Consider the following 24,440-nt stretch of genomic DNA (forward strand, 5'->3'; position numbering starts at 1 on the left):
TTAATATTATGCCAATTAAGATTCTCATGCCTGCTCTATCCCCAACTATGACTGAAGGGAATATTGCCAAATGGCTGAAAAAAGATGGAGATAAGGTTGCTCCAGGGGATGTTATAGCAGAAATAGAGACAGATAAAGCTACTATGGAAGTGGAAGCTGTGGAAGAAGGGATTCTTGCTAAAATAATTGTACCACAAGGTACAGAGAATGTAGCGGTCAACTCACTTATCGCTGTATTGCTTGAAGAAGGTGAAGATATAAGCTTATTGGATAATTTTATATCAAATATTGATAATGCTGCTAAACCATCTGCAAAGCCCGCAATAGTTGTAGAGGAAAGTAAATCAGTTAATTTAACTCCGGAAAACAAAACAATAAAAGATACTGCTAGGATATATGCCTCGCCTTTGGCTAGAAGATTAGCAGCTATTGATAATATTGATTTGTCAAATATTCAAGGTAGTGGACCACATGGCAGAATAATTAAAAAAGATGTATTATCCTACTTAGTGCAACCAACAAATAGTGGTAAGATTAGGGCGGTGAACAGAAATAACCAGGAGTACAGGGCTGTCCCCAATAACAATATTCGTAAAATCATCGCTAAACGTTTGCTTGAATCTAAACAAACCATCCCACATTTCTATCTATCAATAGAATGTAATATGGATAAGTTGCTTGATATTAGAGAAGATATCAATAAATCGCTGATAGAAGAGAGTAATATTAAAATTTCTGTCAATGATTTTGTTATTTTAGCAGTAGCCAAAGCTCTAAAAATTGTACCGGAAGCAAATGCCAGTTGGGATGAATCTGCTATTCGATATTATAACAACGTCGATGTATCAGTTGCTGTAGCAATCGATAACGGTCTTATAACACCTATCGTCAGAAATGCCGATCAAAAAGATTTGGTGACATTATCCCGCGAATTACAAACTCTTATAAAAAAAGCCCGGGATAATAAATTAACTCCTGAAGAATTTCAAGGGGGCGGGTTTTCCGTCTCTAACCTAGGTATGTACGGTGTTAAGAGCTTTAATGCTATAATAAATCCACCACAAAGCTGTATCCTAGCAATAGGAGCAAGCTCAAAACGTCCAATAGTTGACAATGATCAGATAAAAGTTGCTACTATGATGGATGTTAGCCTTTCTTCTGATCACAGAGTTGTTGATGGTGCTGTTGGAGCCAAATTTTTAGCTTCATTCAAAAAATTTATAGAAAGCCCTGCATTGATGCTTATATAATTTCTGATTTGCATCTTATCTTCATCACAACTTAAAACTTAAATCATAGAATAAATTATGAGCTTTTCTGATAATCTAACAAAAATCTTAAATAAATACGAGGAATTATCAAAAAAATTAAGCACTGGTATAGTCGGAGAAGAATTTATCAAAGCATCAAAGGAGTATGCTGGATTAGAGCCAATTGTTCAAACAATTAATGAATATAATAAATCTACATCCGAGTTACGCGATATCAAAGAAATGGCACAAGAAGCAAATTTAGACCATGATACGCAGTCGATGATATATGATGAAATACATCGTTTAGAAGCCCTGATGCCCAAACTAGAAAGGGCAGTCAAACTCTCTTTACTACCAAAAGATGAAGCTGATACAAAAAATGCTATTATTGAGGTAAGAGCTGGTAGCGGTGGAGAAGAAGCGGCATTATTTGCAGCAACTTTATTTAATATGTATCACAGATACGCCGAATTAAAAAGTTGGCGTTTTGAAATATTATCAATCTCAGATACTGGTATTGGCGGATATAAAGAAGCATCAGCCCTAATTCAAGGACGAGATGTATTTTCTAAACTTAAATTCGAATCAGGCGTCCACCGAGTGCAAAGAGTCCCTGAGACTGAGTCAAGTGGTAGGATCCATACTTCGGCAGCTACCGTTGCCGTCTTGCCTGAAGCAGAAGATGTAGACGTTAAGATCGATGACAAAGATTTACGAATTGACACATATCGAGCATCGGGAGCCGGTGGACAACACGTCAATACCACCGAATCAGCGGTAAGGATTACCCATTTACCAACTGGTATTGTTGTTGCCTTACAAGATGAAAAATCACAGCATAAAAATAAAGCTAAGGCTATGAAAATTCTTCGTTCTAGGGTTTATGAAGCAGAGCGATATAAAAAAGATATGGAAAGAGCAGAAGCACGTAAAGGTCAAGTTGGTTCTGGTGATAGATCGGAAAGAATTCGTACCTATAACTTTCCGCAAGGTAGAGTATCTGATCATAGAATTAACCTAACTCTCTACAAAATAGAAGATGTCGTAAAAAACGGGCAGTTAGACGAATTTATTGAAGCTTTAATATCGGCTGATGAAGCAAGAAAACTCTCAGAAGTTTAAATATACTCAAATGATTTGAGTATATTTAGCTTACCCGTCTATTAGCGAGATCACGTAAGATATCCCAAACGTCATGGCTCAGAGCCGCTTTGCGGCGACGCGGCAATCCATAAAAGTTGATTAGAAATTGCTTCGTCGGCTCACGCCTCCTCTCAAGGACAGAGTAATGTTAGTCGGGCTAGTTATATGTTAATCATTTAAGTTTATAAGGAATAAACATGCAAATCTTATATTTTTTAAAGGCTACGCCATTTTATGTATATTTATTATTTGGTTACTTAATTTTTATAGGAGTTAAAGCAACTAAGCAAAGAGTTATATCACCACCAAGATCATTTATTGCTCCTGTTATTTTCTATAAAAGGATATTCTAGTGTAAAAGATTTAATGTTATTTTTTATATAGCAAAAGCAGTTAAGTTATGTTACAGCAAAGAATGCACAAATGGTGTTATACAATTCTTGTGAAAGCCCGATTTTTTGTTTAATCCACCTTTTCATATTAGCCCAAAATTTCTCTATTGGATTTAGGTCAGGAGAGTAAGGTGGTAAAAATATTACCCTACATCCTACTGATTCTATTAAATCTTTAGTCTTCTTAGACTTATGAAAAGCAGCATTGTCTAAAATCACAACTTGACCAGCTATAAGCTCTTTTATCAAAAATTGCTCTACCCAATTATTAAATAGTTCGGTATTACAGGTGCCATTGAATACAAAAGGGGCTATAGATTTATTACCTACCAAACCTGCTATAATATTCGTCCTTTGGTAATACTTCCCACTCTTCTTTGCTTGTAGTGTTTGACCTTTCTTTCCCCAACCTCTATCTTGGGTAATGTTCATCTCTATTCCGCTCTCATCTATATACACAAGCGCATCTGTAGCTAGATCTTTGATATCTTCTAAATACTTACATCGCTTTTCAGCATTAGCTTCCACATAGGTAAAGGCTTTTTTTTATAACTAAATCCCAATTGTCTTAGCCAATATCTTGCCCCACTAGCGCTTATCCCAAATTTCTTACCAATATCTTCCGTTTTGCTATTAGGATTTTCTTCTACATACTTGATAAAATCATCCATTTCTATACTAGGCTTTGCTCCTTTATACTTCCTTGCTTGATAATGACCTTCTTTCTTATACCTTACATGCCATGTATTTACTGTTGTAGGGCTCAATTGAAAAACTCTAGATGCTGACCTTTGACTATTTCCTGCTTCTAGATATTTTATTACTTTTTCTCTTAAATCTATACTGTATGGGCTAGTTGACATTTTTCATTTTATATTATCACAATCACTAACATAACTCAACTGCCTTTACTATAGTACTAATTATCTCTATTATTGTTAATTGGCAATTTTTTGACAAACCACCTATGCAAATTAATAATAATAAAATAATTATTCCAGGTTCGTGGCAACCATTTATATTGATAATCATCATTTTTTCAACCAAATATTTTTTTGGGTATATGCACGCTGTAAATCCAGAGCTAGCCACAAAATATAAAATAATAGAATTAATAATCTCAAGTTGGACATTGGGAATCATGTTTTTTAAAGCAATATATTATTATAGCTATAAAACAAAATAACTATGGCAGAAAATTGATCAGAGCCTAGGATACTGTCGGAAGTAACTAATTAATTGAAACTTTTTCAAGTGTTATACAAATTTTACTAGACTTAGAAAGCTAATAATTATATAAAACTTATCAATCGTTATAAAAGGGCCTGTAGTTCAGTTGGTTAGAACCCACCGCTCATAACGGTGTTGTCGCAGGTTCAAGTCCTGCCGGGCCCACCAAAAATCAATAGGTGAAAGGTTTATTTTAAAATGATTAATTTCAGAATACTTTCAATTTACCTATTTAGACTATATTGTAGCTATTTTATCGGTATATTGCTTCTGCTTATTGGGGTTTTAATTCTTTCAAATATCTTTGATCTTTTACAGAAATTTAAAGATATTTATATTCCTACACATTCTTTTTGGAAACTAGTGTTATATAAAATACCTTACTTGGTTAATGAAGTAGCTTCTCTGCTTAGCTTTATTGCAATGTTATTTTTTCTAAGAAGACTAACTAAACATAACGAATTAATAACTATTTTATGCAATGGTATACATATTTGGCGGGTTATTACTGTTCCGTTTTTTGCAGCGATTATTCTTGGTATAATATTAATAACTATATGTAACCCTATTGGTACACTCGGCTTACATAAATATGAATCTTTAAAAGCAGAATTGCTTAAAAAGCCAGCTACTAACCTTAGCATATCAAAATCGGGGCTACTATTTCTTGAAAATTACCAAGGCAATAAAAGAATTATTCAGGCTGGATCTATTGATGTAGTGAATAATAAGTTAAATAAGATTATTATATTATCTTTGGATAATGAAAATAATTTTATAAAAAGAATTGATGCGCAATATGGCGTTTTAATAGATAATAATTTTACACTAACTTCCGTAAAATTTTCAGATGATAATAGCTTCAAAAAATATGAACATCTTACCGTTCCAACAAATTTGTCAATAAGTAACTTACTAAATAGTTTTATAACTCCTGAGATGATTGCTATTTGGGATTTACCAGATACAATTAAGCAATTAGTAAAATTTGGTTTACCAATAACTAACTATCAGATTTATTTCTATAAACAGTTATTTAAACCTATAATTATGGCTACTACCGTAATTTTAGCAGCATGCTTTTTTAGCCTCAGGCAACGTGATAATTCTCAGGAAAAAATTTTAGTAATTGGTTTATTTTTAGGTTTTATTATTTATTCTTTATTAGAGGTGTTGTTTAAAATACTTGCATATAATGCAACTCCTCCTTTCTTAGCTATTTTATTACCAAATATATGTATATTATTTTTCAGTAATTTTGTTATTATGCATTCTAAGAAAATTTGATATATTCAAATGTATTTAATCTTGAGAATTGATATAAGATGGTTAGAACTTAAGACTTTGGAGAAATAAAAATGCTAACAAAATTTTTCAGTAGATTTGCAAGTGATATGGCAATAGATCTTGGTACTGCTAATACTTTAGTGTATGTCAAAGGCAAAGGAATTGTATTAAACGAACCATCTGTAGTTGCATTGATTAAAGTGGATGGAGCATTTAAACCATATGCATTTGGTCATGAAGCAAAAAATATGTTAGGACGTACCCCAACCGATATTGAAGCTAAGAGACCACTAAAAGATGGGGTTATAGCTGATTTTAAGGGGGCTGAGGAGATGATAAAGCATTTTATCAGAACAGTACATAGTCGCCGCTCATTTACTGGTCCAATGATTATAATTTGTGTACCCTCAGGTTCTACACCCGTTGAACGTAGAGCCATCCAAGAAGCAGCAGAGAGTGCGGGTGGTAGAGATGTGTATCTTATAGAGGAACCTATGGCAGCAGCAATCGGTGCTGGCTTGCCAGTGACAGAAGCAACTGGTTCAATGATTGTTGATGTAGGCGGTGGAACAACAGAAGTAGCCGTCCTATCATTAGGCGGTATTGTATATGCTAGATCAGTGCGGGTTGGTGGTGATAAAATGGATGAGTCTATTATTTCTTACATTAGAAGGCATTATAATTTGCTAATCGGTGAAGCTACAGCAGAAAAAATTAAAAAGCAGATTGGTGCTGCTTATGTAGACGATAGTTTAGAACCAAGAGTAATGGAAATTAAAGGGCGGGATTTAATTCATGGCATCCCTAAAGAAATGCTACTAAACGAGAAACAAATTGCTGATAGTCTAATTGAACCAGTCAACCAAATTGTTGACGCAGTAAAAGTAGCATTGGAATGTACCCCCCCTGAACTTTCATCGGATATTGTAGATAAGGGGATTGTTATGACTGGTGGTGGGGCATTACTTCGAAACCTAGATCATGTTCTAAAAGAAGCAACTAAATTACCGGTAATTGTTGCTGAACAAGCTTTATCATGCGTAGCTCTTGGCACGGGAAAAGTACTGGAAGATTTTCAAAAATTAAAGCATGTGTTATTTAAACAAGATTAACAAATGGCATTACTGGCAAATAGAATAAAGAATCCTAGTAGAATATTAGGGTTATCTAAATTTATACTTGTTGCCGCGAAACGCGGTATAGTTTTAGTTTTTATCATATCTTCGCTTTACTTATTTATTGCTACTCCCAAAAGACTCTCTTCTATGTCTCTTGAAATCGTTGGACATGTTATGTTTAGTGGCTTGCTAATTCATGAAAATGTATTTAAACAAATTAACCTAATAACCCAAAATTTTATTTATTTACGGGACTTAGCAAGAGAAAATATTGAATTACAATTAGAGGTGGCAAGATTAAGAAGCTTGCAGAGTGATATATATTTAATCCAATCTGAAAATAGAGAGCTAAAACAACTATTATCAGTTATAGAAGAAGAGCAATATAGCTATGTTAGTGCTAAATTGTTAAGCGTCTCATTAAATCCCTTCAGTAAAACTGCTTTACTGTCAGCTGGGGCAAAACATGGTGTGGCAATTGATCAAATAGTTACCAACAGTGAAGGATTAGTTGGACGAGTAATACAGGTAAGCAACAATTATTCTAAGATAATTTTAGTTAATGACGTGAATTCTAGAATTCCGATCACTACAACCTCTTCAAAAGAAAAAGGTATCATGAGTGGTTATGGTAACGGTAGTAAAATACTCTATTTACCAAAAAACCACTTAGTGCAAAAAGGCGAGAAAGTTATAACCTCTGGTTATGGAAATATTTATCCTTATGGCATAACAGTTGGTTACGTAAACAAAGCAAATTCAGAAAATGTTCTTGTAAAACCTATAGTTGACTTATCTAAAACTAAGTTTGTCAGCATATTACTTCCACAATGAATCTTTTATACTATATTTTATGTTTGGACAAAATCCCAAAAGGGCAGCAATATTTAATGACGGGACTAGCCTAGAGATTAAAAGTATCTTTAAGACTATTCAGGGAGAAGGTCCTTTTGTCGGCATGCCTGCTGTCTTTATTAGGCTTGGTGGATGCAATCTAGCTTGTAATTTTTGCGATACTGAATTTGAAGATTTTAATATATTGACTATTAATAATATTATCGAAGAAGTCCAAAGACTTACAATTAATATTAAATTAGTGGTTATAACTGGTGGCGAGCCTTTTCGTCAACCTATAGAATTATTATGTCATAAATTAATATATCTAGATTATTTGGTGCAAATAGAAACTAATGGCACATTATATCGTGATCTTCCGGATAAAGTGCATATAATCTGCTCCCCCAAAGCTACAAAAAATGGGGCTACAAAAAATGGTTATTCCCTATTGCGGGATGACTTATTATCTCGCATTAATGCTCTAAAATTCTTAGTAGCTAAAAATATACCAGAATATTCTAACATACCTGAAGTCGGGCAAAGTAAATATAATATACCAGTATTTATCCAGCCTATGGATCAAAACAACCCATTGCTAAATAAAGAGAATGAACAACTGGCTATTGATTTGGCACTTAAGTATGGTTATCGCCTTTCTATACAAATCCATAAGATTTTGGGTATTGAGTAAACATTTATTTCTCCCCCTCCTCTAATTTTTTATGATATAATTTATAATATTCTGCTTTATTTTCTATAAGCTGTGAATGAGTTCCTTGCTCAAATATCATACCAGATTTCATAACAATTATGTGATCAACATCCTTAATACTCGATAAACGATGGGTTATAATTAAGGTAGTCTTACCTTTGCGAATATTTACTAAAGAATTTAAAATTAATCGCTCAGAATTTTGGTCTAACGAACTTGTTGCCTCATCCCAAACTAAAATTGCTGCTGGCTTCAAAAATGCTCTGGCTATCGCCAAACGTTGACGTTGCCCCCCTGAAAGTGTTAAACCTTGATTACCAATCATCGTGTCGTAGCCGGATGGAAGCTGTGAAATAAACTCATCAGCATCAGCATATTTTGCTGCAGTAATAATTTCACTGCGAGTGGCATCTGGGTTACCATAAGCAATATTTTCTGCAACGCTAGTGTCAAATAATGTAGTATCTTGCGTTACTAAAGAGATTTGCCGTCTTAAAGAGTCAATTTTTATATCTTTAATATCGTAATCATCAATTAAAATTTGCCCGCTAGTTGGGTTATAAAATCTTACTAATAAATTAGCTAATGAAGTTTTACCGCTACCAGAACGTCCTATAACAGCTGTAGTCTTCCCTTGCATTAATTGTAAATTCAGATGCTTTAAAGCTACTTTATTATTAAATTTTAGCTCTACATTGTTAAAAATTACTGATGGATTAACCAACTGAACAGTTCGAGCATTTACACTATCTTTGATAATAGGTTCAGTATCTAGAATATTAAATATTCTTCTTGCTGCAGCAATACCCTCTTGTAGGTTCATATTTAAAGATACTAAACTCTTAAAAGGTCTATAAGCTGTAGTAAAAGCTGTAATAAAAGCAAAAAATGCTCCTGGAGTAGTTTCTCCTTCTATGACTAATAGTCCACCATACCAGATAAGTCCTCCAACTGTGATACCGCTTAATATTTCCATAAGTGGCGAGATCAGTGCATCCAATTTTGCAGTTTTTTTTAGAAAACGTAAAATATTACTGGAGATCAATAAAGCTCGATTGCTTTCAATTTTCTCTCCTAAGAAAGATTTAACAATTTTAATTGACCCAAAAGTCTCATCTAACCTTGAAGTATAATTAGCTAATTCCTCTTGAGCTTGACCTGATATTTTGCGAATTTTCCGTCCTAATTTTTGTATTGGATAAATTGCTGCTGGAAATGTCATAAACACAATACAAGATAGCTTAGGTTCTAGCTTAAACATCACTATGATCAGACCTACTACTGTTAAAAAATGTTTGGCACAACATACCAGTATATTCGATACTGCACCACGCATCATCGAAATATCATTAGTAAAACGTGATATTAAACGCCCCGATGATTGAGATTGAATAAACAGAATATCGGCAAATAATAGATGTTCATACATTTTAATTTGCAAATCAGTTAAAATTCTCTGACCAATAAATTTAATTAAATAACTTGAATAATATTCAGCAATCCCCTTAATAGTAAATGTTAGTACTACCATTAACGGTAAGAATAATAACATTTGACGATTATGTGTTAAAAATATTTGGTCAATGGTTGGTTGGACTAATTTAACAATATAAGCATTACAGCAAGCGTTAATTACCATAAACAATACTGCCACCCCAATCTGTTTTAGATAGGGTTTTATATGGTCAACTACTAGCCGTCTTAAAGTACTATAGGCACTATAGTCATAATTTATTAGATTATGTTTTTTTGGCAAAATTCGCTCCTTCAGTTTGGTAATTTGTTATAACTCTTGCACTATACAGATAAATTACTGTACTGCACAATATTAGTAATAATAACATAAAAAATCCTAGCACTAAGTATATTGAATTAAAATATTGCCATAATAACATACAAAAAAATGGCGTTGTCGATGAAAGTATCATTCCACCAAGTGAATGAGATAGGCTACACATTCTAGCCCTAATATTAGTTACAAACATAGATTGGATAATAATTTGTAATGGCACTACGTAAAATGGAGCAAGTCCGATAAGTATTACCGGAAAGTAAATTACCGAGATTTTCATATATAATAGCAATTGTACAATAATTATCACTAACAAACTTAATGATAGTGAGATGATAATTTGTTTTTTAGGATAAAACCTATCGGCTAAAAAACCAGACAACACCGACATACTAGCATAAATGCTTATTAAAACTATATTGATAATTTGAGATTGATGGCTATTCATAACCAATGCACTTTTTACAGCAAAGACTCCCCAAAAATAAATGAGAAAATGGTAAATACCCCCTATACAGCCACTGATTAATATTGCTAAAATAAATTTGCTAGGCAAATTTTTGATAATCTTTGCCAAATAAAAAAAGTTATAATCAGCAGATTTATGATCTTTTCTAGATTTTAAAAATTCTTCGCTTTCATGAAAATAGTGCCTCAGGAATATAATAATTAAGCCAAAAATTCCACCAATAATAAAATTCGCTCGCCATAAATAAGCAATTGACTCAAACTCTGTAGAAAAATGGTAAATTGTTGCCGCAAGCAATGCTCCAACCTGACTACAAAATGATACAATACCACTAGCACAATTTTTACTTGCCTTACCCACTTTTTCTACAACATAAATTTTTATTACATCACTGTCTCCCGCTAAACTCATAAAAAATGTCATACGGCAAAATATTAAAATTATTGTTGCCACTATACCAATTTTATCAAAATTAGGAGTTAACCCGATAAGAATTGTCGAGATAGTAGCTAAAAATACCGAAATTCTCACTGAGACAATTCTACCATATTTATCACTAATAAAACCAAAAATGATAGAACCAATGGGACGAGCTATTACAGCTATACTAAATATAGCAAAAAATAATAATATTTGTTGATCATTTGATCCTAATGGTAAAAAGTTCTTGGATAAAATAGTTGCTGATAGACCAAAAAGAGCATAATCATAATAACGGACAATTGTTGTAAAGAAAGCAATTAGGAACGCCGGTCTTGTCATACATCTAGATATATTATTTTTTTCATGGTATAATTTTTTTATCTTATTTGTGCATTGTTGATTTTTTATTGTTGAGTATATACATTTAATGCAAAAAAAGAAAATGTTAGTTATATGTGGACCTACTGCTAGTGGTAAGTCTTATTTGGCACATTATTTAGCCAAAATATATGATGGCGAGATAGTTAACAGCGACTCTATGCAGATATATAGGCATGTCCCTATTATTACTGCTTCACCATCACCAATATACCGAGACGAGATACAATATCATCTTTATAACTTTTTATCAGTAGATCAAGAATTTTCAGTAATACAATATGTAAATCATGCTCTTGAGAAAATTACAGACATCCGTAATAGAGGTAAGCTACCAATAATTGTTGGTGGTACGGGGTTATATATTAATTCACTGCTTTTTGGTTATAATGAAATACCCACAATATCTCCAGAGATTAGGCAATATGTTAGAGAGTTGCACTCTAAGATTGGCTCATGTCAATTCTTTAATCAACTAAAAGAGCTTGATGTATTGGCTAGCCAGAAATTAAATAAGCATGATAGTCAGAGGGTTATAAGAGCCTATGAAGTATTTATGCAAACCAAGCAATCTATATTTACTTTCCAAGCTACACAGAATATACCCATTCTTCCAGAATTTGACTTTAAAGTAATTTTTCTACATCCGGAGCGAGAATTTCTTTATCAAACATGTAATACTAGGTTAGAAAAAATATTTAATGAAGGAGCAATTGAAGAAGTAGCTCTAATTAAAGAAAACTTTCCCGATATAATATCTTCTGCAATAAAAACCATTGGTCTGCGAGAAATATTATCTTATCTAAATAATGAAATTACTTTACAAACTGCCTTAAATCTAGCACAAATTAAAACCAGGCAATATGCAAAAAGACAAATTACCTGGTTTAAAAACCAAATAAAAGACAAGATTACTCTAGAATATTCCAATAATCAACAATTTGAAGAGTTATTAATAGACTTACCTAAATCTATCTCTTAGTGCTGGAAAATTTTGTGCTATACTAAAAATTATAAAGAACATTAATTTTAAAACAGGCTATATTGAAAATGTAAGCTTTTTATGCTAAATATGAGGAAATTATGATATATTGCAACCAATCCAACCAAAAATCCTATCCTTTTGTTTTGCCGGAATTGCCTTATGGTAAAGGTGATTTTGTACCACATTTTTCCCCTGAAACGTTTGATTACCATCATGGGAAACACCACCAAGCATATGTAACTAACTTGAATAATTTGTTGCAAAATAATCAGGAATTACAAAAGAAGAGTTTGGAAGAGTTAATAATTTACGCAAGTACCAAGCCAGATGAAGCAGCCATATTTAATAATGCTGCACAAATATGGAACCATAGTTTCTTTTGGCATTCTATTAAGCCTTCAGGTGGTGGAAAACCTACTGGTATGATGTTGGAGCAGATAAATAAAGATTTTGGTAGTTATGAGAATTTTGCTACTGAATTTAAGCAAGCGGCAATAAGTCAATTTGCTAGTGGCTGGGCATGGCTAATCTCTAATAATGGAAAATTACAGATAGTAAAGACTAGTAATGCTGAAACGCCTATTACTAAGTCTATGAAACCGTTGCTTAACTGTGATGTTTGGGAACATGCATACTATATAGATTACCGAAACAAACGTCCAGACTATGTTTCAGTTTATATAGAGCATATGATTAATTGGCAATTTGCTGCTAGTAATCTTTGAAACTACCGTTAACTAGGCTCTGTGAACACTTATAGTCAATTGATGAGAAGTTGGTGACGTTGTCGCTCAATGCTCGCCTATTACTTATAGGCGTCGCTCCATCGCTCCTAGCCCCAAATTCTCCTGAATTGACTATACCTTGCCAGAAATTAATTAATCAACTTTCTTAAAAATCTCTGAAAGATCATGTTTATTTTTATAAGTTTGTTCAAATAATATTTGTTTTTCGGTATTAATCACTTGCTCTATCTTTTCAGTAAGCTGTCGAACATCAGATTGTTCTATTTCCTCTACCGGGATAACATCAATTATCTTTACTTGAATTACCCCTGGCTTCTTAATCCAAAAGCCCCTTGGCCAATATACCCCTGCATTGTGAGCCATCATCACTATCGGTACTTTTGCCAATGAAGCTAATTTTACTGCACTAGGTTTAAATTTAGCATTTTGTTCTGGTTTAAATCTAGTGGATTCAGGGAAGATAACCAACCATAAACCACTTTTTATCTTTTCCTGTCCTTCTCTTAAGATTTGACCAACCGAGATATTAGCATTACGGTCTACAGCAATTGGCTTAACCATTTTCAACCCCCAGCCGAATAACGGGATATTAAATAACTCTTTTTTTAATACCCAAGAATGTTCAGGTATAATTAATTGTACAAATATTTGTTCCCAGCATGATTGGTGATTAGACAATACTATGGAAGGAGATGAAGGTAATTTGTCTAGACCAACAACCTGGTATTTTAAACCACAAAAGATTTTAACCAGCCAAATAAATACATAGGAAAAAATAAACCCTATCTTGTATCTTATATAATAGTTGACATTGAAAAATGTTACGGGTATGTAACATATAAGGAAGAATGTAATGGTAAATATAGCAAGTAGTGCATAAAATGTTAATACTCTTAAACGCCAAAACATATATGGTTAACTCATTTGTTAATAATGAATAGATAGATATATAACAGATATATAACAAATGTATAATAGATATATAATAACACATAAGATTACTTCTATCCATAGTATAATTATTTGGAGAAATTAAATGAAAAAAACAGCTCTATCCGGATGTCAAGTGACTGGGGATCTGCATTTAGGGAACTATCTCGGAGCAATTGTTAATTGGTCTAAAATTCAGGATGAGTATAATTGCTTGTTCTTTTTAGCCGATTTACATGCTATTACTATAGATCGCTCACCCATAGAACTAAACTCTTCTATATTGCAAACTGTTGCTATATATATAGCAACAGGGCTTGTGCCAGAGAAAACTACCATATTTGCACAAAGTATGGTGAAGGAACATACGGAACTTGCTTGGATATTAAATTGCGTTACCCCACTTGGTTGGCTTAAACGTATGACTCAGTTTAAAGACAAAGCTGGAAAAGACCAGGAAAATGCTGGCTTAGGATTATTGTCTTATCCAGTATTGATGGCAGCTGATATATTATTATATAATGCTGACATAGTACCTGTTGGCGATGATCAAAAACAGCATTTAGAACTTACCAGAGATATTGCGGCTATTATCAACCGGAAATTCAATCGGGATGTCCTAAAATTACCTGAACCATTAATTCAAGGCTCATCAAGAATAATGAGCTTAAAAGATGGTCGTAAAAAAATGAGTAAATCTGATCCATCTGATTTATCTCGTATTAATTTAAATGATAGCCCAGATCAAATTTACCAAAAAATTAAAAAAGCTAAAACAGATCATTTAGCGGAAATCAGTTATGATCCTCAAAATAGACCAGAAATCAGCAATTTAATTGACATTTATTGCAGTTTATCTGGTACTAATGTTGACAAAATAGTTGATCAATACCAAAATGCCGGTTTTGCCAAATTTAAGGAGGAGCTAGCTGATATTATCATCACAACTCTAGCTCCCATTCATGGTAAATATGTAGAGCTAATGAAAAACCAAGATTATCTGATAACTACACTACATAACGGAGCAGATAAAGCTAAAATTACTGCTGCTAAAACTCTTGTTGAAATCAAAAAATTAATGGGCTTTGTTATATAAATTACGATTTATAGCTAATAGACGATTGGCGAGCAGATTTTTTATTCATCATAAGAAAATAGCAAAAAAACTTTGAACGCTCACACCTCATGCAAGGGGTATATATGAGCTTTGTTTATCAGAATAAGTAAAAATTCTCCCTGTTTTTATGTCAAAAAACCATAAATGAATAATTAGTTCTTTTCTGCTTACTTGTTCATTGATCCATGGAAACATCATACAATTTTGATATGATTGTTTAAGTGCTAATTTTGTATAATCATCAGCATTATATTGTCTAAAATTAGGTGTTTTTATTAGAGAAACCCAGTTAGTTATAAAATCATTTTGCTGTGAATCATCACTAGTTAATAATTCCTGGATTCCTCCACATTGACTATGTCCCAATATAATTAAGTGTTCAACTCTTAAAAAACAAACTCCAAATTCTAAGGCAGCACTCGTACCATGATGATATGTATCTTTTTCATAAGGGGGAACAATATTTGCCACATTACGGACAACAAATAAATCTCCCGGATCACATTGCAATATTAACGCTGGATCTACTCGAGAATCACAACAAGCAACTACCATAATCTTTGGTTGTTGACCATCACGGGATAGACTCTGCATGACAGATTTATTACCATCCGCATATTTTTTCCTAAAAACTTGATAGCCTTTTAGTATTTTGTTAAAACTTTGTTGCATTGTTAACCCTCAAAACGTCACTAGGCTCTGTGAAGGTTTCTAATTTAGAAAACTTCACAGAACCTAAAATTATAGCATATATTTTTCAAACACTAATAGGTTATTTTAGCCCATCCCAACGTTTTATTAAACCACTATCAATGTCAAAAATATCAAGCACTCGAGCAATTGAGTGATTTATTATATCATCCAAGGTTTCTGGTAAGTTATAAAAAGCCGGCACTGGAGGAGCAATTATCCCGCCATAACTCGTTACTTTCAACATATTCTCTAAATGCCCCCTATGTAAAGGAGTTTCTCTAATCATTAAGACTAATTTTCTTTGTTCTTTCAGTATAACACCTGCTGCTCTACTAATTAAATTATCCTCAATGCTGCAAGCAACTGAGGCGAGAGTTTTCATGCTACATGGAGCTATGATCATACCAAATGTCCTAAAAGAACCACAAGCAATCCTACAACCAATATCAGAAATATTATAATAATAATCTGCTAGCTCTTGTACTTGTTGTATAGAGTAATCTGTTTCATGTAGTATAGTCAAATGGGCAGATTTTGAGATAATTAAATGACTTTCAATATTTAATTGCCGTAAAATCTCAAGTAATCTTATACCATATATGGCTCCAGAAGCTCCAGAGATTGCCACAAGCAATTTTTTTTTATTATTAGCAGTCATAGTTATATTTTTTCCTTTTAAAGTATATTATATTGTATTAAAATAGTATTTGGTTTTATAAAGTTGACCTTATAGAAATCCTAGTTTTTAACTGATTATGGAGTTTAAAAATGAATATCAATAATCATATACAAAGCTTACAAAAAAAACATGATGATTTACAAAGACTAATAAACGCTGCATTTTTACATTTGCAGGATGATACTAAAATCAAACAGTTGAAGAAACAAAAATTAATGTTAAAAGATAAAATTTTGTTGTTATATAAGAATATCACCAGCAATTAAATTTATTGATTCTTTATAAAGCAGAAGGCTGTAATTAAAAAGATTTGTGTACAAACAATTTTTTAGTAAGGGTAATCTGTTTACTTTTTCGTTTCAATCAAAAGATTATTCGAGTATATTCAGAGTCACTGTTATAAAAGAATAATAAATATGGTACTATCTCTGAAAAGTAAAGGATTAACTGTTATTTTATCTTCCCCCTCGGCTGCTGGTAAATCCAGCTTAGCAAGAGCAGCTTTAAAAATAGACAGTAATCTTAGATTATCCATCTCTGCAACCACCAGAACACCTAGGACAGGTGAGATTGATGGAGTAAGTTACTATTTCAAGACCAAAGAGGAATTTAATAAATTAATTGAACAAGATGCATTCCTTGAATATGCAAATATTTATAATAATTATTATGGAACGCCTAAAAAAGTTGTAGAAGAGCTACTAAGTCAAGGGCTAGATGTTTTATTTGATATAGATTGGCAGGGTACAAAATCCATAAAAAAAATCTTATCAAATGTGATTACAATTTTTGTTCTACCACCAACTCCTAGTATTTTGCAACAACGAATTCAAAATAGAGGGCAAGATAGTAAAGAAGCGATAGAGTTGCGTATGAAATTGGCAACCAAAGAAGTACAATATGCTAAATATTATGATTACGTGGTTATTAATGATGATTTTGAGATCACTCTTAAAACAATATATTCGATAATCATCGCTGAACGCGTTAAAAGAATAAGGCTTAATTTAGATAAGTTTTATAGCGATTGGCAACATGCATTATTATAATTACAACCCAAGCGTTATTGCGAGGAGACCGTAGGTCGACGAAGCAATCCAGATTTATACTAATTTTATGAATCAACTTATATGAGTAATAAAAATTTAAATAAATTTAATTTAAATTTTTATTGCTTCTGTAGAGCTAGTAAATCACGTAACTTAACGTTTGCAATCATAATGATCTTCTGTATTAACGCTACCAGTGCAACCATTAGACCTCTTTCCTAAACCTACTTACTAACTTTTCGAAAAAAAAGAGATTATACGTCGCAACCCCATATGAAATCAAAATTATAAACTCCAGCTATAAGATTAAATTTAAGACCAAACCTTTTATGCCTATTTCAATATTTGTTAGTGATAATTTTGAAACGTTTTATCATACCAATAAATCTTCACCTCTTGTTTATTGTCTCCATTATTCAAATCATTTGAGTATATAAGATTTTGATATCTAATAATCAATAGTTTATCGATTCATTACTTTATTCTACAAAAAAGGGGACTTTTTAGCCCTTTTTTTTGTTGTGTACTTGGTTATTTTACAAAATAAGCTGGCTAATAAGTATAATTTATAGTAAACTTTAAATAAAAAAATAGAATCATGAGAAATTTATTATTACTAACGATCACCAGCATTTCACTGTTATTTTCTGTCTCTTCTTGGGCTATTGAAAATCAATTTTATTTGAAAGCTGAAGTTGGGACAAGTAAAATGAATAATGTTAAGTTAAATGATAAAAAATTAAAACATAATATGGCTGGTATTGTTGCCGGAGGAGGTGCAGGTTATTACATTCTAGATAATGTTAGAGCTGATCTTATGCTTAATTTTTTTGCTAATCAGCAATCAAAGTATTTTTTTGCCGGTACAGACTCAAAAATTAAATCCCAAATTACTACTTTAGTGCTTAGTGGTTATGTCGATGTTTTTGATATAAGTATTTGTGAATTCTTTATTGGGCTTGGTGCTGGGGTTGGTCAGCTGAAAAACGAAATTATCGGTAATAATAAGCTTGGTGCTTCAACTTCTACTAACAAAAAAAATAATCTAGTTTACCATCTTACTCTTGGAGTTGCTGCCAAATTAGCTCCTGTGGTAAAAGTTGAGATAGCTTATAGTTGGAAAGATTTTGGTAGCACAAAAGAGAATTATATTAAGTCATTGCCTTATAAAGGTCATAATGTAACGCTTGGTATAAGGTTTGATATATAATTTGTTAGGGTTAGAGTAAAAATGCACTATCATCGTGACGTTGCCAAAAGAGTTATATTAAAAGAATCTACTGCACTAATTGAATTATCTAATAATATTCCTAGTTGTTTTGACAATGTAGTAGATCATATAATTAATTGTAAAGGCAGGATTATTTTAACTGGTATAGGAAAAAGTGGTTATATAGCCCATAAGATAGCAGCAAGTTTTGCTTCTACTGGTACGGCTGCTTTTTATCTGCACCCAGCTGAGGCTAGCCACGGTGATCTTGGGATGGTAACTGAAGGCGATTTAATTTTCATGTTATCTAATTCAGGAGAGACCAAAGAATTATTTGATATAATGAAATATTGTAAGCGATTTTCTATAAAGATAGTTGCCATGACTATGAATGCCAACTCTACTATAGCAATCAATAGCGATTTTTTATTATTAATACCAAGAATTAATGAAGCATCCTATATTGCAGCTCCGACAACTTCCGCAATAATGATGTTATCTCTTGGAGATGCACTTACCACTTCTATACATGAAGCTCGAGGTTTTTCGGAAGATGATTTTCGGCTATATCATCCTGGAGGAAAGATTGGAGCTAATCTTATCAAGGTGGAAAGTTTAATGAGGGTAAAAGATCAGTTGCCTTTAGTATATGCCGATACTTCATTTACTGATACTATATTAGTTATGAATCAAAAAAGCCTTGGATGTGCTATAGTAGTAGATAAAGGTTTAAGTTTGGTTGGTATTATAACAGATGGAGATTTACGTAGACATATTAACGATAAAATAAATATGAAATATGCATGCGATGTAATGACTGCTAATCCACAACAAATTTCTTCCTCGAAATTAGCAGGAGAGGTCTTAGGTGTCATGAATAGCAAATCAATTACTAGCATACCGGTAACTGAAAATAATATAGTTATTGGTATTGTGCATATCCATGACTTACTTCGGGCAGGAATTAGTTAATGAATGTCCATGATAATGTTGGTAGTACTATGGTTAAAATTCCCTTCATCGATAAAAGTAGTAGTGCAATCATTTCATCTTATAGACGTTCAATTAGTATATCAAAAATCTTATCTTGTTTAGGGCTAGTACTAACCTTATACTTAATTTATATCAATTTTAATCCCATTAATAATAATTTAGAATTAATTGAAAACAATAGTGGGAATAGCTCTTTTACCCCAAGTGATAAAACAAATTATGAAATAAAAATTTCAAATTCAACTTTTAATGGGGTAAATAAAAACTTAAATCCTTATCAAATTCAGGCTGTACAAGCGGTTAGGACTTTAGATAATAAATATGCATTAGAAGAAATTAACGCTAAATATAAAATAAATAACAATAAACTATTAGTGATCAATGCAAAAAATGGTATATTGAATGAGAATAGTCATATGTTAGAATTAAGAGATGATGTCCAGTTTTTTTTAGGAGAAAGCATATTAAAAGCACAAGAAGCCCAACTTAATTTACTAAATAAAGAAACATTTAGTAGAACAGGCGTGATATTGTCTTATAAAAATTGTCAAATTACTTCTGATAATTTTAATTCCACAAATGACAATAATATTATAAATTTCAAAGGTAGCGTATCAACGATTATTGATGTATCAGATTTTTAGCATGATTTGCTGTATGTTGCTTTTCTTAATAATGAACTCAGCAATAGTTTATGGAGAACATCCATACTCAAAACATTCTAGTATGGATAAATTGTATATTAATTCTGATAATTTAGTAATTGACCAGACTAAACAGCAAGCTTTTTTTACGGGTGAGGTGATTTTATGGTTTGATGATATAATGGTGAAAACAACTAATTTAGAAATTTTTTATAAAATAGTTGATAATAAAAAAACTATTAATTACATATCCATACCGTCAAGATTGATTGCTAAGAGGAATGATGGTCAGGAATTATTAATTGCTACTTCTGCCAAATATTTTGTGGAAAGAAAAGAGCTAGTCCTGCTTGGTGACGTAATAGTACAAAATAAAAATGGTATTATAAAAACCGACAAGCTAGTATATTATACCAAACTCAATAATGTAAATTATAGTAAATCCAAGAATTAATTGGAACAAAGAATTATGTCACCTTTAATAATAGATAAATTACAAGTAAATAGTATTTCAAAATCTTATAATAAGAGGGTGATATTAAACGACGTATCTCTTCAATTAAAAACAGGAGAAATAGTTGGTCTTTTTGGTCCAAACGGTGCAGGTAAAACTACCTGTTTTAGTATTATTATAGGGCTTACCAAGCCAGATAGTGGGGCATTATTTTATAACGATCATGATATTACTCATTTACCAATTTATTTACGAGCTAGGTTTGGTTTTAGCTATCTTCCTCAAGAGCCATCAATTTTTCGTGGGTTATCTGTCGGAGATAATATTAGATTAATGCTAGAGGCTTTAGAAAATGATCAAGAAATTATCGAACAAAAAACATTAGATTTACTTAAAGAATTTTCTATTCTCCATCTACAAGACATGCCGGCAACAGGATTATCCGGCGGAGAAAGGCGTAGGCTAGAAATTGCAAGAGCAATAGCATTAGACCCTAAATTTATTATGCTTGACGAACCGCTTGCAGGTATTGATCCACTAGCGATTGAGGATCTTAAAAATTTGATCGTACACTTACGTAACCGCAATATCGGCATCTTAATCACTGATCATAATGTTAGAGATACCCTCAATATAGTTGATAGGGCATACGTCATTTACAATGGAAAAGTACTATTAGAAGGAACACCACAAGAAATAGCTACAAGCTATCAAGTAAAGGAAGTATATTTAGGACAATCTTTCTCTCTGTAACAGGCTATGGTGACGATATAACCATTACTTACCATAAGACGTCACTACGAACGCCTTGCAATAGCCCGTCATTGCGAGCTGATGCATCCCCAGGAAATTGTTGCAAAATAGCAAGAATTGATAGAATATCATCATTATTTAATGATGATGGAGATAGTTAGGTTATGGATGTAAAAACAGTATTAAATGAAGTAATAAAAGAACATTGTCCTTTTATACAAATAATCGTTTAAATGCGTTACTTGATGTTGCAGAAGGCTTGCGATATAGTCAGAATTTGTCTTTGAGTGCAATTGGCAGGAACTTGAGTGGTGATAGTAAAGTAAAACATAAAATAAAAAAAGTTGATAGATGTATAGGTATAGTCAATTCAGGGGAATTTGGTGCTAGGAACGATGGAGCGACGCCTATAAGTAATAGGCGAGCGACGAGTGACGACGTCACCAACTTCTAATCAATTGACTATAACAAACATTTATATAACGAGGTTGATAGTCTCTATAGTGCTTTATCATATTTCATATTTGAGTATACAGCCTCCTAAACCTCTGTAATAAATTGATAATATAACGATGTTCAAACTTTTTTACGTATTTTTTAAATTATTTTTAATATTAGGGCTAATAGCTATTAGTGCTTGTATATATTTGTTGTATAATTACTCTAAGGATTTACCGGACTACTCACAACTTGCCGATTATCATCCACCATCGGTAACAAGAGTGTATGCCCAAAATGGAAAATTAATGGAGGAATATGCTTTAGAACGTAGAGTTTTTGTACCTATTAGTAGTGTGCCACGCTCTCTTATAGAGGCTTTTATTTCAGCTGAAGATAAGAATTTTTTTGAACATTCAGGAGTTGATATTATAAGCATAATCAGAGCAGCAATACTAAATATTTCTAATATTGTACACCACCGTAGGGTGGAAGGAGGGTCAACTATTACCCAGCAAGTAGTTAAGAATTTTTTATTAACCTCCGAGGTATCGATAGAACGTAAGATTAAAGAGGCAATTTTATCCTATATGGTCTCAAAAACCTTTACTAAAGATCAAATTTTGGAGCTATATCTTAATCAAACATTTTTTGGTAGGGGAGCCTACGGAGTTGCCATGGCTGCTCAAAATTATTTTAATAAATCTATTGACGATTTAACTCTTGCTGAATCAGCTTTTATTGCTGGGTTACCAAAAGCTCCATCAAATTTTAACCCGGAAAGAAATTATGCCAGGGTAAAAGAGCGTAGAGATTATGTCATTATTAGAATGTTGGAAGATGGTTATATAACGCAAGAAATAGCAAAAGAGGCAATAGATACGGCAATTACTTTACAAAAGCGGGATCGTAGCGAAACCGTTACCGCCGGTTATTATGCTGAGCAAGTACGGGAAGAAGTTATTCGCAGAATTGGCAGTAAAGAATATTTTTATACCGGAGGCTTAACAGTCATTACCTCACTTGATGCTAATATGCAGCAAGCTGCAGAAAATGCTCTTAGAAAAGGTATAAGAGAATATGACAGAAAACATGGTTTTAGAGGAGTTATCACTAATATAGATATAAATAACTGGCAAGATAATTTAAATAAACTAACAAAGCCACCCGCCATTCTAGAATATCAATTGGCGGTAGTATTAAATGTTTCAGATAATCAAGCGGAAATTGGTCTTTGCGACTTGAGTAAGTCCAAAATAGCTTTATCAGAAATGAAATGGGCGAAAAATAACCTTAAATCTGCAAAAACTCTTTTGCAGAAAGGGGATGTTATAGTAGTTGAAAAAGTAAATGCTAATTACTCTTTAAGGCAAATTCCTACTGTTAATGGGGCTATTATGGTGATGAACCCTACAACAGGGCAAGTGCTTGCAAGTGTTGGTGGGTATGATTTTGCGGTTAGTAAATTTGATCGTGTTACTCAGGCTTTACGACAACCAGGATCACTCAGTAAAACTTTTGTTTATCTGGCTGCTTTAGAAAACGCCATCCAGCCAAATAGAATTTTTGAAGATAGTAAAGTAGAGGTTCCACAAGGTCCTGGTATGCCAGTTTGGCGACCAAAAAATTACAAAGGGGATTTTTTGGGTTTAATTACTATGCGTACAGGTCTTGAGAAATCACGGAACCCTGTTACAGTTAGGGTAGCCCAATCTATAGGACTAAACAAAGTTGCTGAAATAATCAAGCGATTCGGCATTAATGATGAGCCAAAGAAATTTCCTTCTATAGTAATTGGGACACTTGAAACTACCTTAGAAAGAATGACCAACGCTTATGCAATAATTGCCAATTCAGGGAAAAAAGTCACCCCACATTTTGTCGAACTCATTAAAGATCGTAACGGTAAAATAATTTATCGTAGAGACAATAGAGAATGTGAAAATTGTAGTGTATCTGATTCCCAGCTTACTGATAACGTATCACCGCCTATCTTGTCTCAACCAGATTGTCGAATGATTACCGATGAGGCAAGTGATTATCAGATTGTCTCATTTCTTACTGGAGCAGTTGAAAGAGGTACCGCAATAGCTGCAAAGAAACTTGGTAAGGTTATAGCTGGTAAAAGCGGTACCACCAATGATAGTATGGATACTTGGTTTATTGGTTTTACTCCCAAAATAATTGTTGGAACATATATTGGCTATGATACACCAAAAACACTTGGAAAAACTGCCACAGGGTCAAGTGTTGCCTTGCCAATATTTATCGACTTTATGGAAAAGGCATATTCTGATATCCCTTCACTGGCGTTTAAAATACCAGAATCGATTAAATTATTACCAGTAAATCCACAAACCGGTAAAATTACCTCTTCTGGTAGTATTATGGAAGCATTCAAAACTCATGATATACAGATATTAGATTATCAACAAGAGACCCAAGATAATGATGATTTCCATAATAGCTCACCTGAAAAAGATAATTCTCAGGAGGTATATTAGGCTCTGTGAACAAAATTTAAATTACTAGATTTCGACTCTTTTTAGCTGCAAATTATAAGATTTTTTTGAAATAGAACTAACTATTCCGGCAAAAATCTTATTAATTTTCGCTTAAAAATACTCAAAATCTAAACAATTAAAATTTTGTTCACAGAGCCTAGGGTCTGTGGACAAGATTTGTCTAGACAACGGATAATACTATGATACTATT

Annotated in this window: 26 protein-coding genes and 1 tRNA gene; 20 read left to right on the forward strand and 7 right to left on the reverse strand. The window is 32.7% G+C overall.

What is annotated here, in order from left to right; translation table 11 throughout:
- The first annotated feature begins 8 nt into the window (after nt 1–8).
- From AAGD42_RS04745 to AAGD42_RS04755, 3 genes are all read left to right on the forward strand, one after another.
- Nucleotides 9–1,250, forward strand: a complete 1,242-nt coding sequence (locus AAGD42_RS04745) for a pyruvate dehydrogenase complex dihydrolipoamide acetyltransferase (RefSeq protein WP_341752443.1) — start codon at nt 9–11, stop codon at nt 1,248–1,250.
- Between the two features lie 57 nt (nt 1,251–1,307).
- Nucleotides 1,308–2,375 (forward strand): peptide chain release factor 1, encoded by a 1,068-nt coding sequence (gene prfA / locus AAGD42_RS04750; protein ID WP_341752444.1) that lies wholly within the window; start codon nt 1,308–1,310, stop codon nt 2,373–2,375.
- Nucleotides 2,376–2,593: 218 nt separating this feature from the next.
- The gene (locus AAGD42_RS04755; RefSeq protein ID WP_341760717.1) at nt 2,594–2,749 is read left to right on the forward strand and encodes a hypothetical protein; all 156 of its coding nucleotides are present in this window, start codon (nt 2,594–2,596) and stop codon (nt 2,747–2,749) included.
- 45 nt (nt 2,750–2,794) lie between these two features.
- Here the strand turns inward: AAGD42_RS04755 and AAGD42_RS04760 are convergent, their stop codons facing one another.
- Together AAGD42_RS04760 and AAGD42_RS04765 are read right to left on the reverse strand one after the other, a co-directional pair.
- The gene (locus tag AAGD42_RS04760; protein ID WP_341749620.1) at nt 2,795–3,316 is read right to left on the reverse strand and encodes an IS630 family transposase; all 522 of its coding nucleotides are present in this window, start codon (nt 3,314–3,316) and stop codon (nt 2,795–2,797) included.
- Nucleotides 3,280–3,651 (reverse strand): helix-turn-helix domain-containing protein, encoded by a 372-nt coding sequence (locus AAGD42_RS04765; protein WP_341749594.1) that lies wholly within the window; start codon nt 3,649–3,651, stop codon nt 3,280–3,282. Before AAGD42_RS04765 ends, AAGD42_RS04760 begins: the two co-directional genes overlap by 37 nt.
- 458 nt (nt 3,652–4,109) lie before the next feature.
- Between AAGD42_RS04765 and AAGD42_RS04770 the strand changes: the two genes are divergently transcribed.
- From AAGD42_RS04770 to AAGD42_RS04790, 5 genes are all read left to right on the forward strand, one after another.
- Nucleotides 4,110–4,186, forward strand: a tRNA-Ile gene (locus tag AAGD42_RS04770).
- Nucleotides 4,187–4,216: 30 nt separating this feature from the next.
- Nucleotides 4,217–5,305, forward strand: a complete 1,089-nt coding sequence (locus AAGD42_RS04775) for an LptF/LptG family permease (protein ID WP_341752445.1) — start codon at nt 4,217–4,219, stop codon at nt 5,303–5,305.
- A gap of 71 nt (nt 5,306–5,376) precedes the next feature.
- On the forward strand, nt 5,377–6,417 hold the full coding sequence (locus AAGD42_RS04780; RefSeq protein ID WP_341752446.1) for a rod shape-determining protein: 1,041 nt from the start codon (nt 5,377–5,379) through the stop codon (nt 6,415–6,417).
- Between the two features lie 3 nt (nt 6,418–6,420).
- The gene (gene mreC, locus AAGD42_RS04785; protein ID WP_341749996.1) at nt 6,421–7,257 is read left to right on the forward strand and encodes a rod shape-determining protein MreC; all 837 of its coding nucleotides are present in this window, start codon (nt 6,421–6,423) and stop codon (nt 7,255–7,257) included.
- Between the two features lie 19 nt (nt 7,258–7,276).
- Nucleotides 7,277–7,951, forward strand: a complete 675-nt coding sequence (locus AAGD42_RS04790) for a 7-carboxy-7-deazaguanine synthase QueE (protein WP_341752447.1) — start codon at nt 7,277–7,279, stop codon at nt 7,949–7,951.
- A gap of 4 nt (nt 7,952–7,955) precedes the next feature.
- Here AAGD42_RS04790 and AAGD42_RS04795 read toward each other — a convergent pair whose 3' ends face one another.
- Nucleotides 7,956–9,728 carry an ABC transporter ATP-binding protein gene (locus AAGD42_RS04795; RefSeq protein WP_341752448.1) on the reverse strand — a complete coding sequence of 591 codons (1,773 nt, stop codon included), beginning with the start codon at nt 9,726–9,728 and terminating at the stop codon, nt 7,956–7,958.
- Nucleotides 9,712–10,995 carry an MFS transporter gene (locus AAGD42_RS04800; protein ID WP_341752449.1) on the reverse strand — a complete coding sequence of 428 codons (1,284 nt, stop codon included), beginning with the start codon at nt 10,993–10,995 and terminating at the stop codon, nt 9,712–9,714. Before AAGD42_RS04800 ends, AAGD42_RS04795 begins: the two co-directional genes overlap by 17 nt.
- Before the next feature lie 88 nt (nt 10,996–11,083).
- Here AAGD42_RS04800 and miaA point away from each other — a divergent pair, with 88 nt between their 5' ends.
- Both miaA and AAGD42_RS04810 read left to right on the forward strand, forming a co-directional pair.
- Entirely contained in the window at nt 11,084–12,016 is a 933-nt protein-coding gene (miaA, locus tag AAGD42_RS04805) for a tRNA (adenosine(37)-N6)-dimethylallyltransferase MiaA (protein WP_341752450.1), read from the forward strand.
- Between the two features lie 101 nt (nt 12,017–12,117).
- On the forward strand, nt 12,118–12,744 hold the full coding sequence (locus AAGD42_RS04810) for a superoxide dismutase (RefSeq protein WP_341752451.1): 627 nt from the start codon (nt 12,118–12,120) through the stop codon (nt 12,742–12,744).
- Between the two features lie 153 nt (nt 12,745–12,897).
- On the opposite strand, the gene AAGD42_RS04815 is transcribed toward AAGD42_RS04810, so the two are convergent.
- Entirely contained in the window at nt 12,898–13,674 is a 777-nt protein-coding gene (locus AAGD42_RS04815) for a lysophospholipid acyltransferase family protein (protein ID WP_341752452.1), read from the reverse strand.
- Between the two features lie 127 nt (nt 13,675–13,801).
- Here AAGD42_RS04815 and trpS point away from each other — a divergent pair, with 127 nt between their 5' ends.
- The gene (trpS, locus tag AAGD42_RS04820; RefSeq protein ID WP_341749986.1) at nt 13,802–14,791 is read left to right on the forward strand and encodes a tryptophan--tRNA ligase; all 990 of its coding nucleotides are present in this window, start codon (nt 13,802–13,804) and stop codon (nt 14,789–14,791) included.
- Between the two features lie 87 nt (nt 14,792–14,878).
- Here the strand turns inward: trpS and AAGD42_RS04825 are convergent, their stop codons facing one another.
- Complete coding sequence (locus AAGD42_RS04825) at nt 14,879–15,484, reverse strand: carbonic anhydrase (RefSeq protein ID WP_341749985.1); 606 nt, start codon at nt 15,482–15,484, stop codon at nt 14,879–14,881.
- A 100-nt stretch (nt 15,485–15,584) separates the two neighbouring features.
- The gene (locus AAGD42_RS04830) at nt 15,585–16,163 is read right to left on the reverse strand and encodes a UbiX family flavin prenyltransferase (protein ID WP_341752453.1); all 579 of its coding nucleotides are present in this window, start codon (nt 16,161–16,163) and stop codon (nt 15,585–15,587) included.
- Nucleotides 16,164–16,273: 110 nt separating this feature from the next.
- On the opposite strand from AAGD42_RS04830, the gene AAGD42_RS04835 reads away from it, so the two are divergent.
- From AAGD42_RS04835 to AAGD42_RS04875, 9 genes are all read left to right on the forward strand, one after another.
- Complete coding sequence (locus AAGD42_RS04835; protein WP_094648802.1) at nt 16,274–16,450, forward strand: DUF465 domain-containing protein; 177 nt, start codon at nt 16,274–16,276, stop codon at nt 16,448–16,450.
- Between the two features lie 150 nt (nt 16,451–16,600).
- Complete coding sequence (gene gmk, locus AAGD42_RS04840) at nt 16,601–17,233, forward strand: guanylate kinase (RefSeq protein ID WP_341752454.1); 633 nt, start codon at nt 16,601–16,603, stop codon at nt 17,231–17,233.
- A gap of 598 nt (nt 17,234–17,831) precedes the next feature.
- Nucleotides 17,832–18,443, forward strand: coding sequence for an outer membrane protein (locus AAGD42_RS04845; RefSeq protein WP_341752455.1), 612 nt, complete (start codon nt 17,832–17,834; stop codon nt 18,441–18,443).
- Between the two features lie 21 nt (nt 18,444–18,464).
- Entirely contained in the window at nt 18,465–19,415 is a 951-nt protein-coding gene (locus AAGD42_RS04850) for a KpsF/GutQ family sugar-phosphate isomerase (RefSeq protein ID WP_341752456.1), read from the forward strand.
- Nucleotides 19,415–20,080, forward strand: coding sequence for an LPS export ABC transporter periplasmic protein LptC (gene lptC, locus AAGD42_RS04855; protein ID WP_341752457.1), 666 nt, complete (start codon nt 19,415–19,417; stop codon nt 20,078–20,080). The genes AAGD42_RS04850 and lptC overlap by 1 nt, the downstream gene beginning before the upstream one ends.
- Before the next feature lie 31 nt (nt 20,081–20,111).
- Nucleotides 20,112–20,534: an LptA/OstA family protein gene (locus AAGD42_RS04860; RefSeq protein WP_341760718.1), complete on the forward strand. Its 423-nt coding sequence runs from the start codon at nt 20,112–20,114 to the stop codon at nt 20,532–20,534.
- Nucleotides 20,535–20,564: 30 nt separating this feature from the next.
- On the forward strand, nt 20,565–21,287 hold the full coding sequence (gene lptB / locus AAGD42_RS04865; RefSeq protein WP_341751089.1) for an LPS export ABC transporter ATP-binding protein: 723 nt from the start codon (nt 20,565–20,567) through the stop codon (nt 21,285–21,287).
- 205 nt (nt 21,288–21,492) lie between these two features.
- On the forward strand, nt 21,493–21,741 hold the full coding sequence (locus AAGD42_RS04870; RefSeq protein ID WP_341752459.1) for a palindromic element RPE2 domain-containing protein: 249 nt from the start codon (nt 21,493–21,495) through the stop codon (nt 21,739–21,741).
- Nucleotides 21,742–21,859: 118 nt separating this feature from the next.
- Nucleotides 21,860–24,229 carry a penicillin-binding protein 1A gene (locus tag AAGD42_RS04875; protein WP_341752460.1) on the forward strand — a complete coding sequence of 790 codons (2,370 nt, stop codon included), beginning with the start codon at nt 21,860–21,862 and terminating at the stop codon, nt 24,227–24,229.
- Nucleotides 24,230–24,440 lie beyond the last annotated feature (211 nt).

This window comes from Candidatus Tisiphia endosymbiont of Dioctria linearis, from assembly GCF_964026545.1.
Classification (GTDB): Bacteria; Pseudomonadota; Alphaproteobacteria; order Rickettsiales; family Rickettsiaceae; genus Tisiphia.

Coding starts and splice junctions, on each gene's coding strand:
- AAGD42_RS04745 (WP_341752443.1), top strand. CDS start 9: ATGCCAATTAAGATTCTCATGCCTGCTCTATCCCCAACTATGACTGAA.
- prfA (WP_341752444.1), top strand. CDS start 1,308: ATGAGCTTTTCTGATAATCTAACAAAAATCTTAAATAAATACGAGGAA.
- AAGD42_RS04755 (WP_341760717.1), top strand. CDS start 2,594: ATGCAAATCTTATATTTTTTAAAGGCTACGCCATTTTATGTATATTTA.
- AAGD42_RS04765 (WP_341749594.1), bottom strand. CDS start 3,651: ATGTCAACTAGCCCATACAGTATAGATTTAAGAGAAAAAGTAATAAAA.
- AAGD42_RS04775 (WP_341752445.1), top strand. CDS start 4,217: ATGATTAATTTCAGAATACTTTCAATTTACCTATTTAGACTATATTGT.
- AAGD42_RS04780 (WP_341752446.1), top strand. CDS start 5,377: ATGCTAACAAAATTTTTCAGTAGATTTGCAAGTGATATGGCAATAGAT.
- mreC (WP_341749996.1), top strand. CDS start 6,421: ATGGCATTACTGGCAAATAGAATAAAGAATCCTAGTAGAATATTAGGG.
- AAGD42_RS04790 (WP_341752447.1), top strand. CDS start 7,277: ATGTTTGGACAAAATCCCAAAAGGGCAGCAATATTTAATGACGGGACT.
- AAGD42_RS04800 (WP_341752449.1), bottom strand. CDS start 10,995: ATGACAAGACCGGCGTTCCTAATTGCTTTCTTTACAACAATTGTCCGT.
- miaA (WP_341752450.1), top strand. CDS start 11,084: ATGCAAAAAAAGAAAATGTTAGTTATATGTGGACCTACTGCTAGTGGT.
- AAGD42_RS04810 (WP_341752451.1), top strand. CDS start 12,118: ATGATATATTGCAACCAATCCAACCAAAAATCCTATCCTTTTGTTTTG.
- AAGD42_RS04815 (WP_341752452.1), bottom strand. CDS start 13,674: ATGTTTTGGCGTTTAAGAGTATTAACATTTTATGCACTACTTGCTATA.
- trpS (WP_341749986.1), top strand. CDS start 13,802: ATGAAAAAAACAGCTCTATCCGGATGTCAAGTGACTGGGGATCTGCAT.
- AAGD42_RS04825 (WP_341749985.1), bottom strand. CDS start 15,484: ATGCAACAAAGTTTTAACAAAATACTAAAAGGCTATCAAGTTTTTAGG.
- AAGD42_RS04830 (WP_341752453.1), bottom strand. CDS start 16,163: ATGACTGCTAATAATAAAAAAAAATTGCTTGTGGCAATCTCTGGAGCT.
- AAGD42_RS04835 (WP_094648802.1), top strand. CDS start 16,274: ATGAATATCAATAATCATATACAAAGCTTACAAAAAAAACATGATGAT.
- gmk (WP_341752454.1), top strand. CDS start 16,601: ATGGTACTATCTCTGAAAAGTAAAGGATTAACTGTTATTTTATCTTCC.
- AAGD42_RS04845 (WP_341752455.1), top strand. CDS start 17,832: ATGAGAAATTTATTATTACTAACGATCACCAGCATTTCACTGTTATTT.
- AAGD42_RS04850 (WP_341752456.1), top strand. CDS start 18,465: ATGCACTATCATCGTGACGTTGCCAAAAGAGTTATATTAAAAGAATCT.
- lptC (WP_341752457.1), top strand. CDS start 19,415: ATGAATGTCCATGATAATGTTGGTAGTACTATGGTTAAAATTCCCTTC.
- AAGD42_RS04860 (WP_341760718.1), top strand. CDS start 20,112: ATGAACTCAGCAATAGTTTATGGAGAACATCCATACTCAAAACATTCT.
- AAGD42_RS04875 (WP_341752460.1), top strand. CDS start 21,860: ATGTTCAAACTTTTTTACGTATTTTTTAAATTATTTTTAATATTAGGG.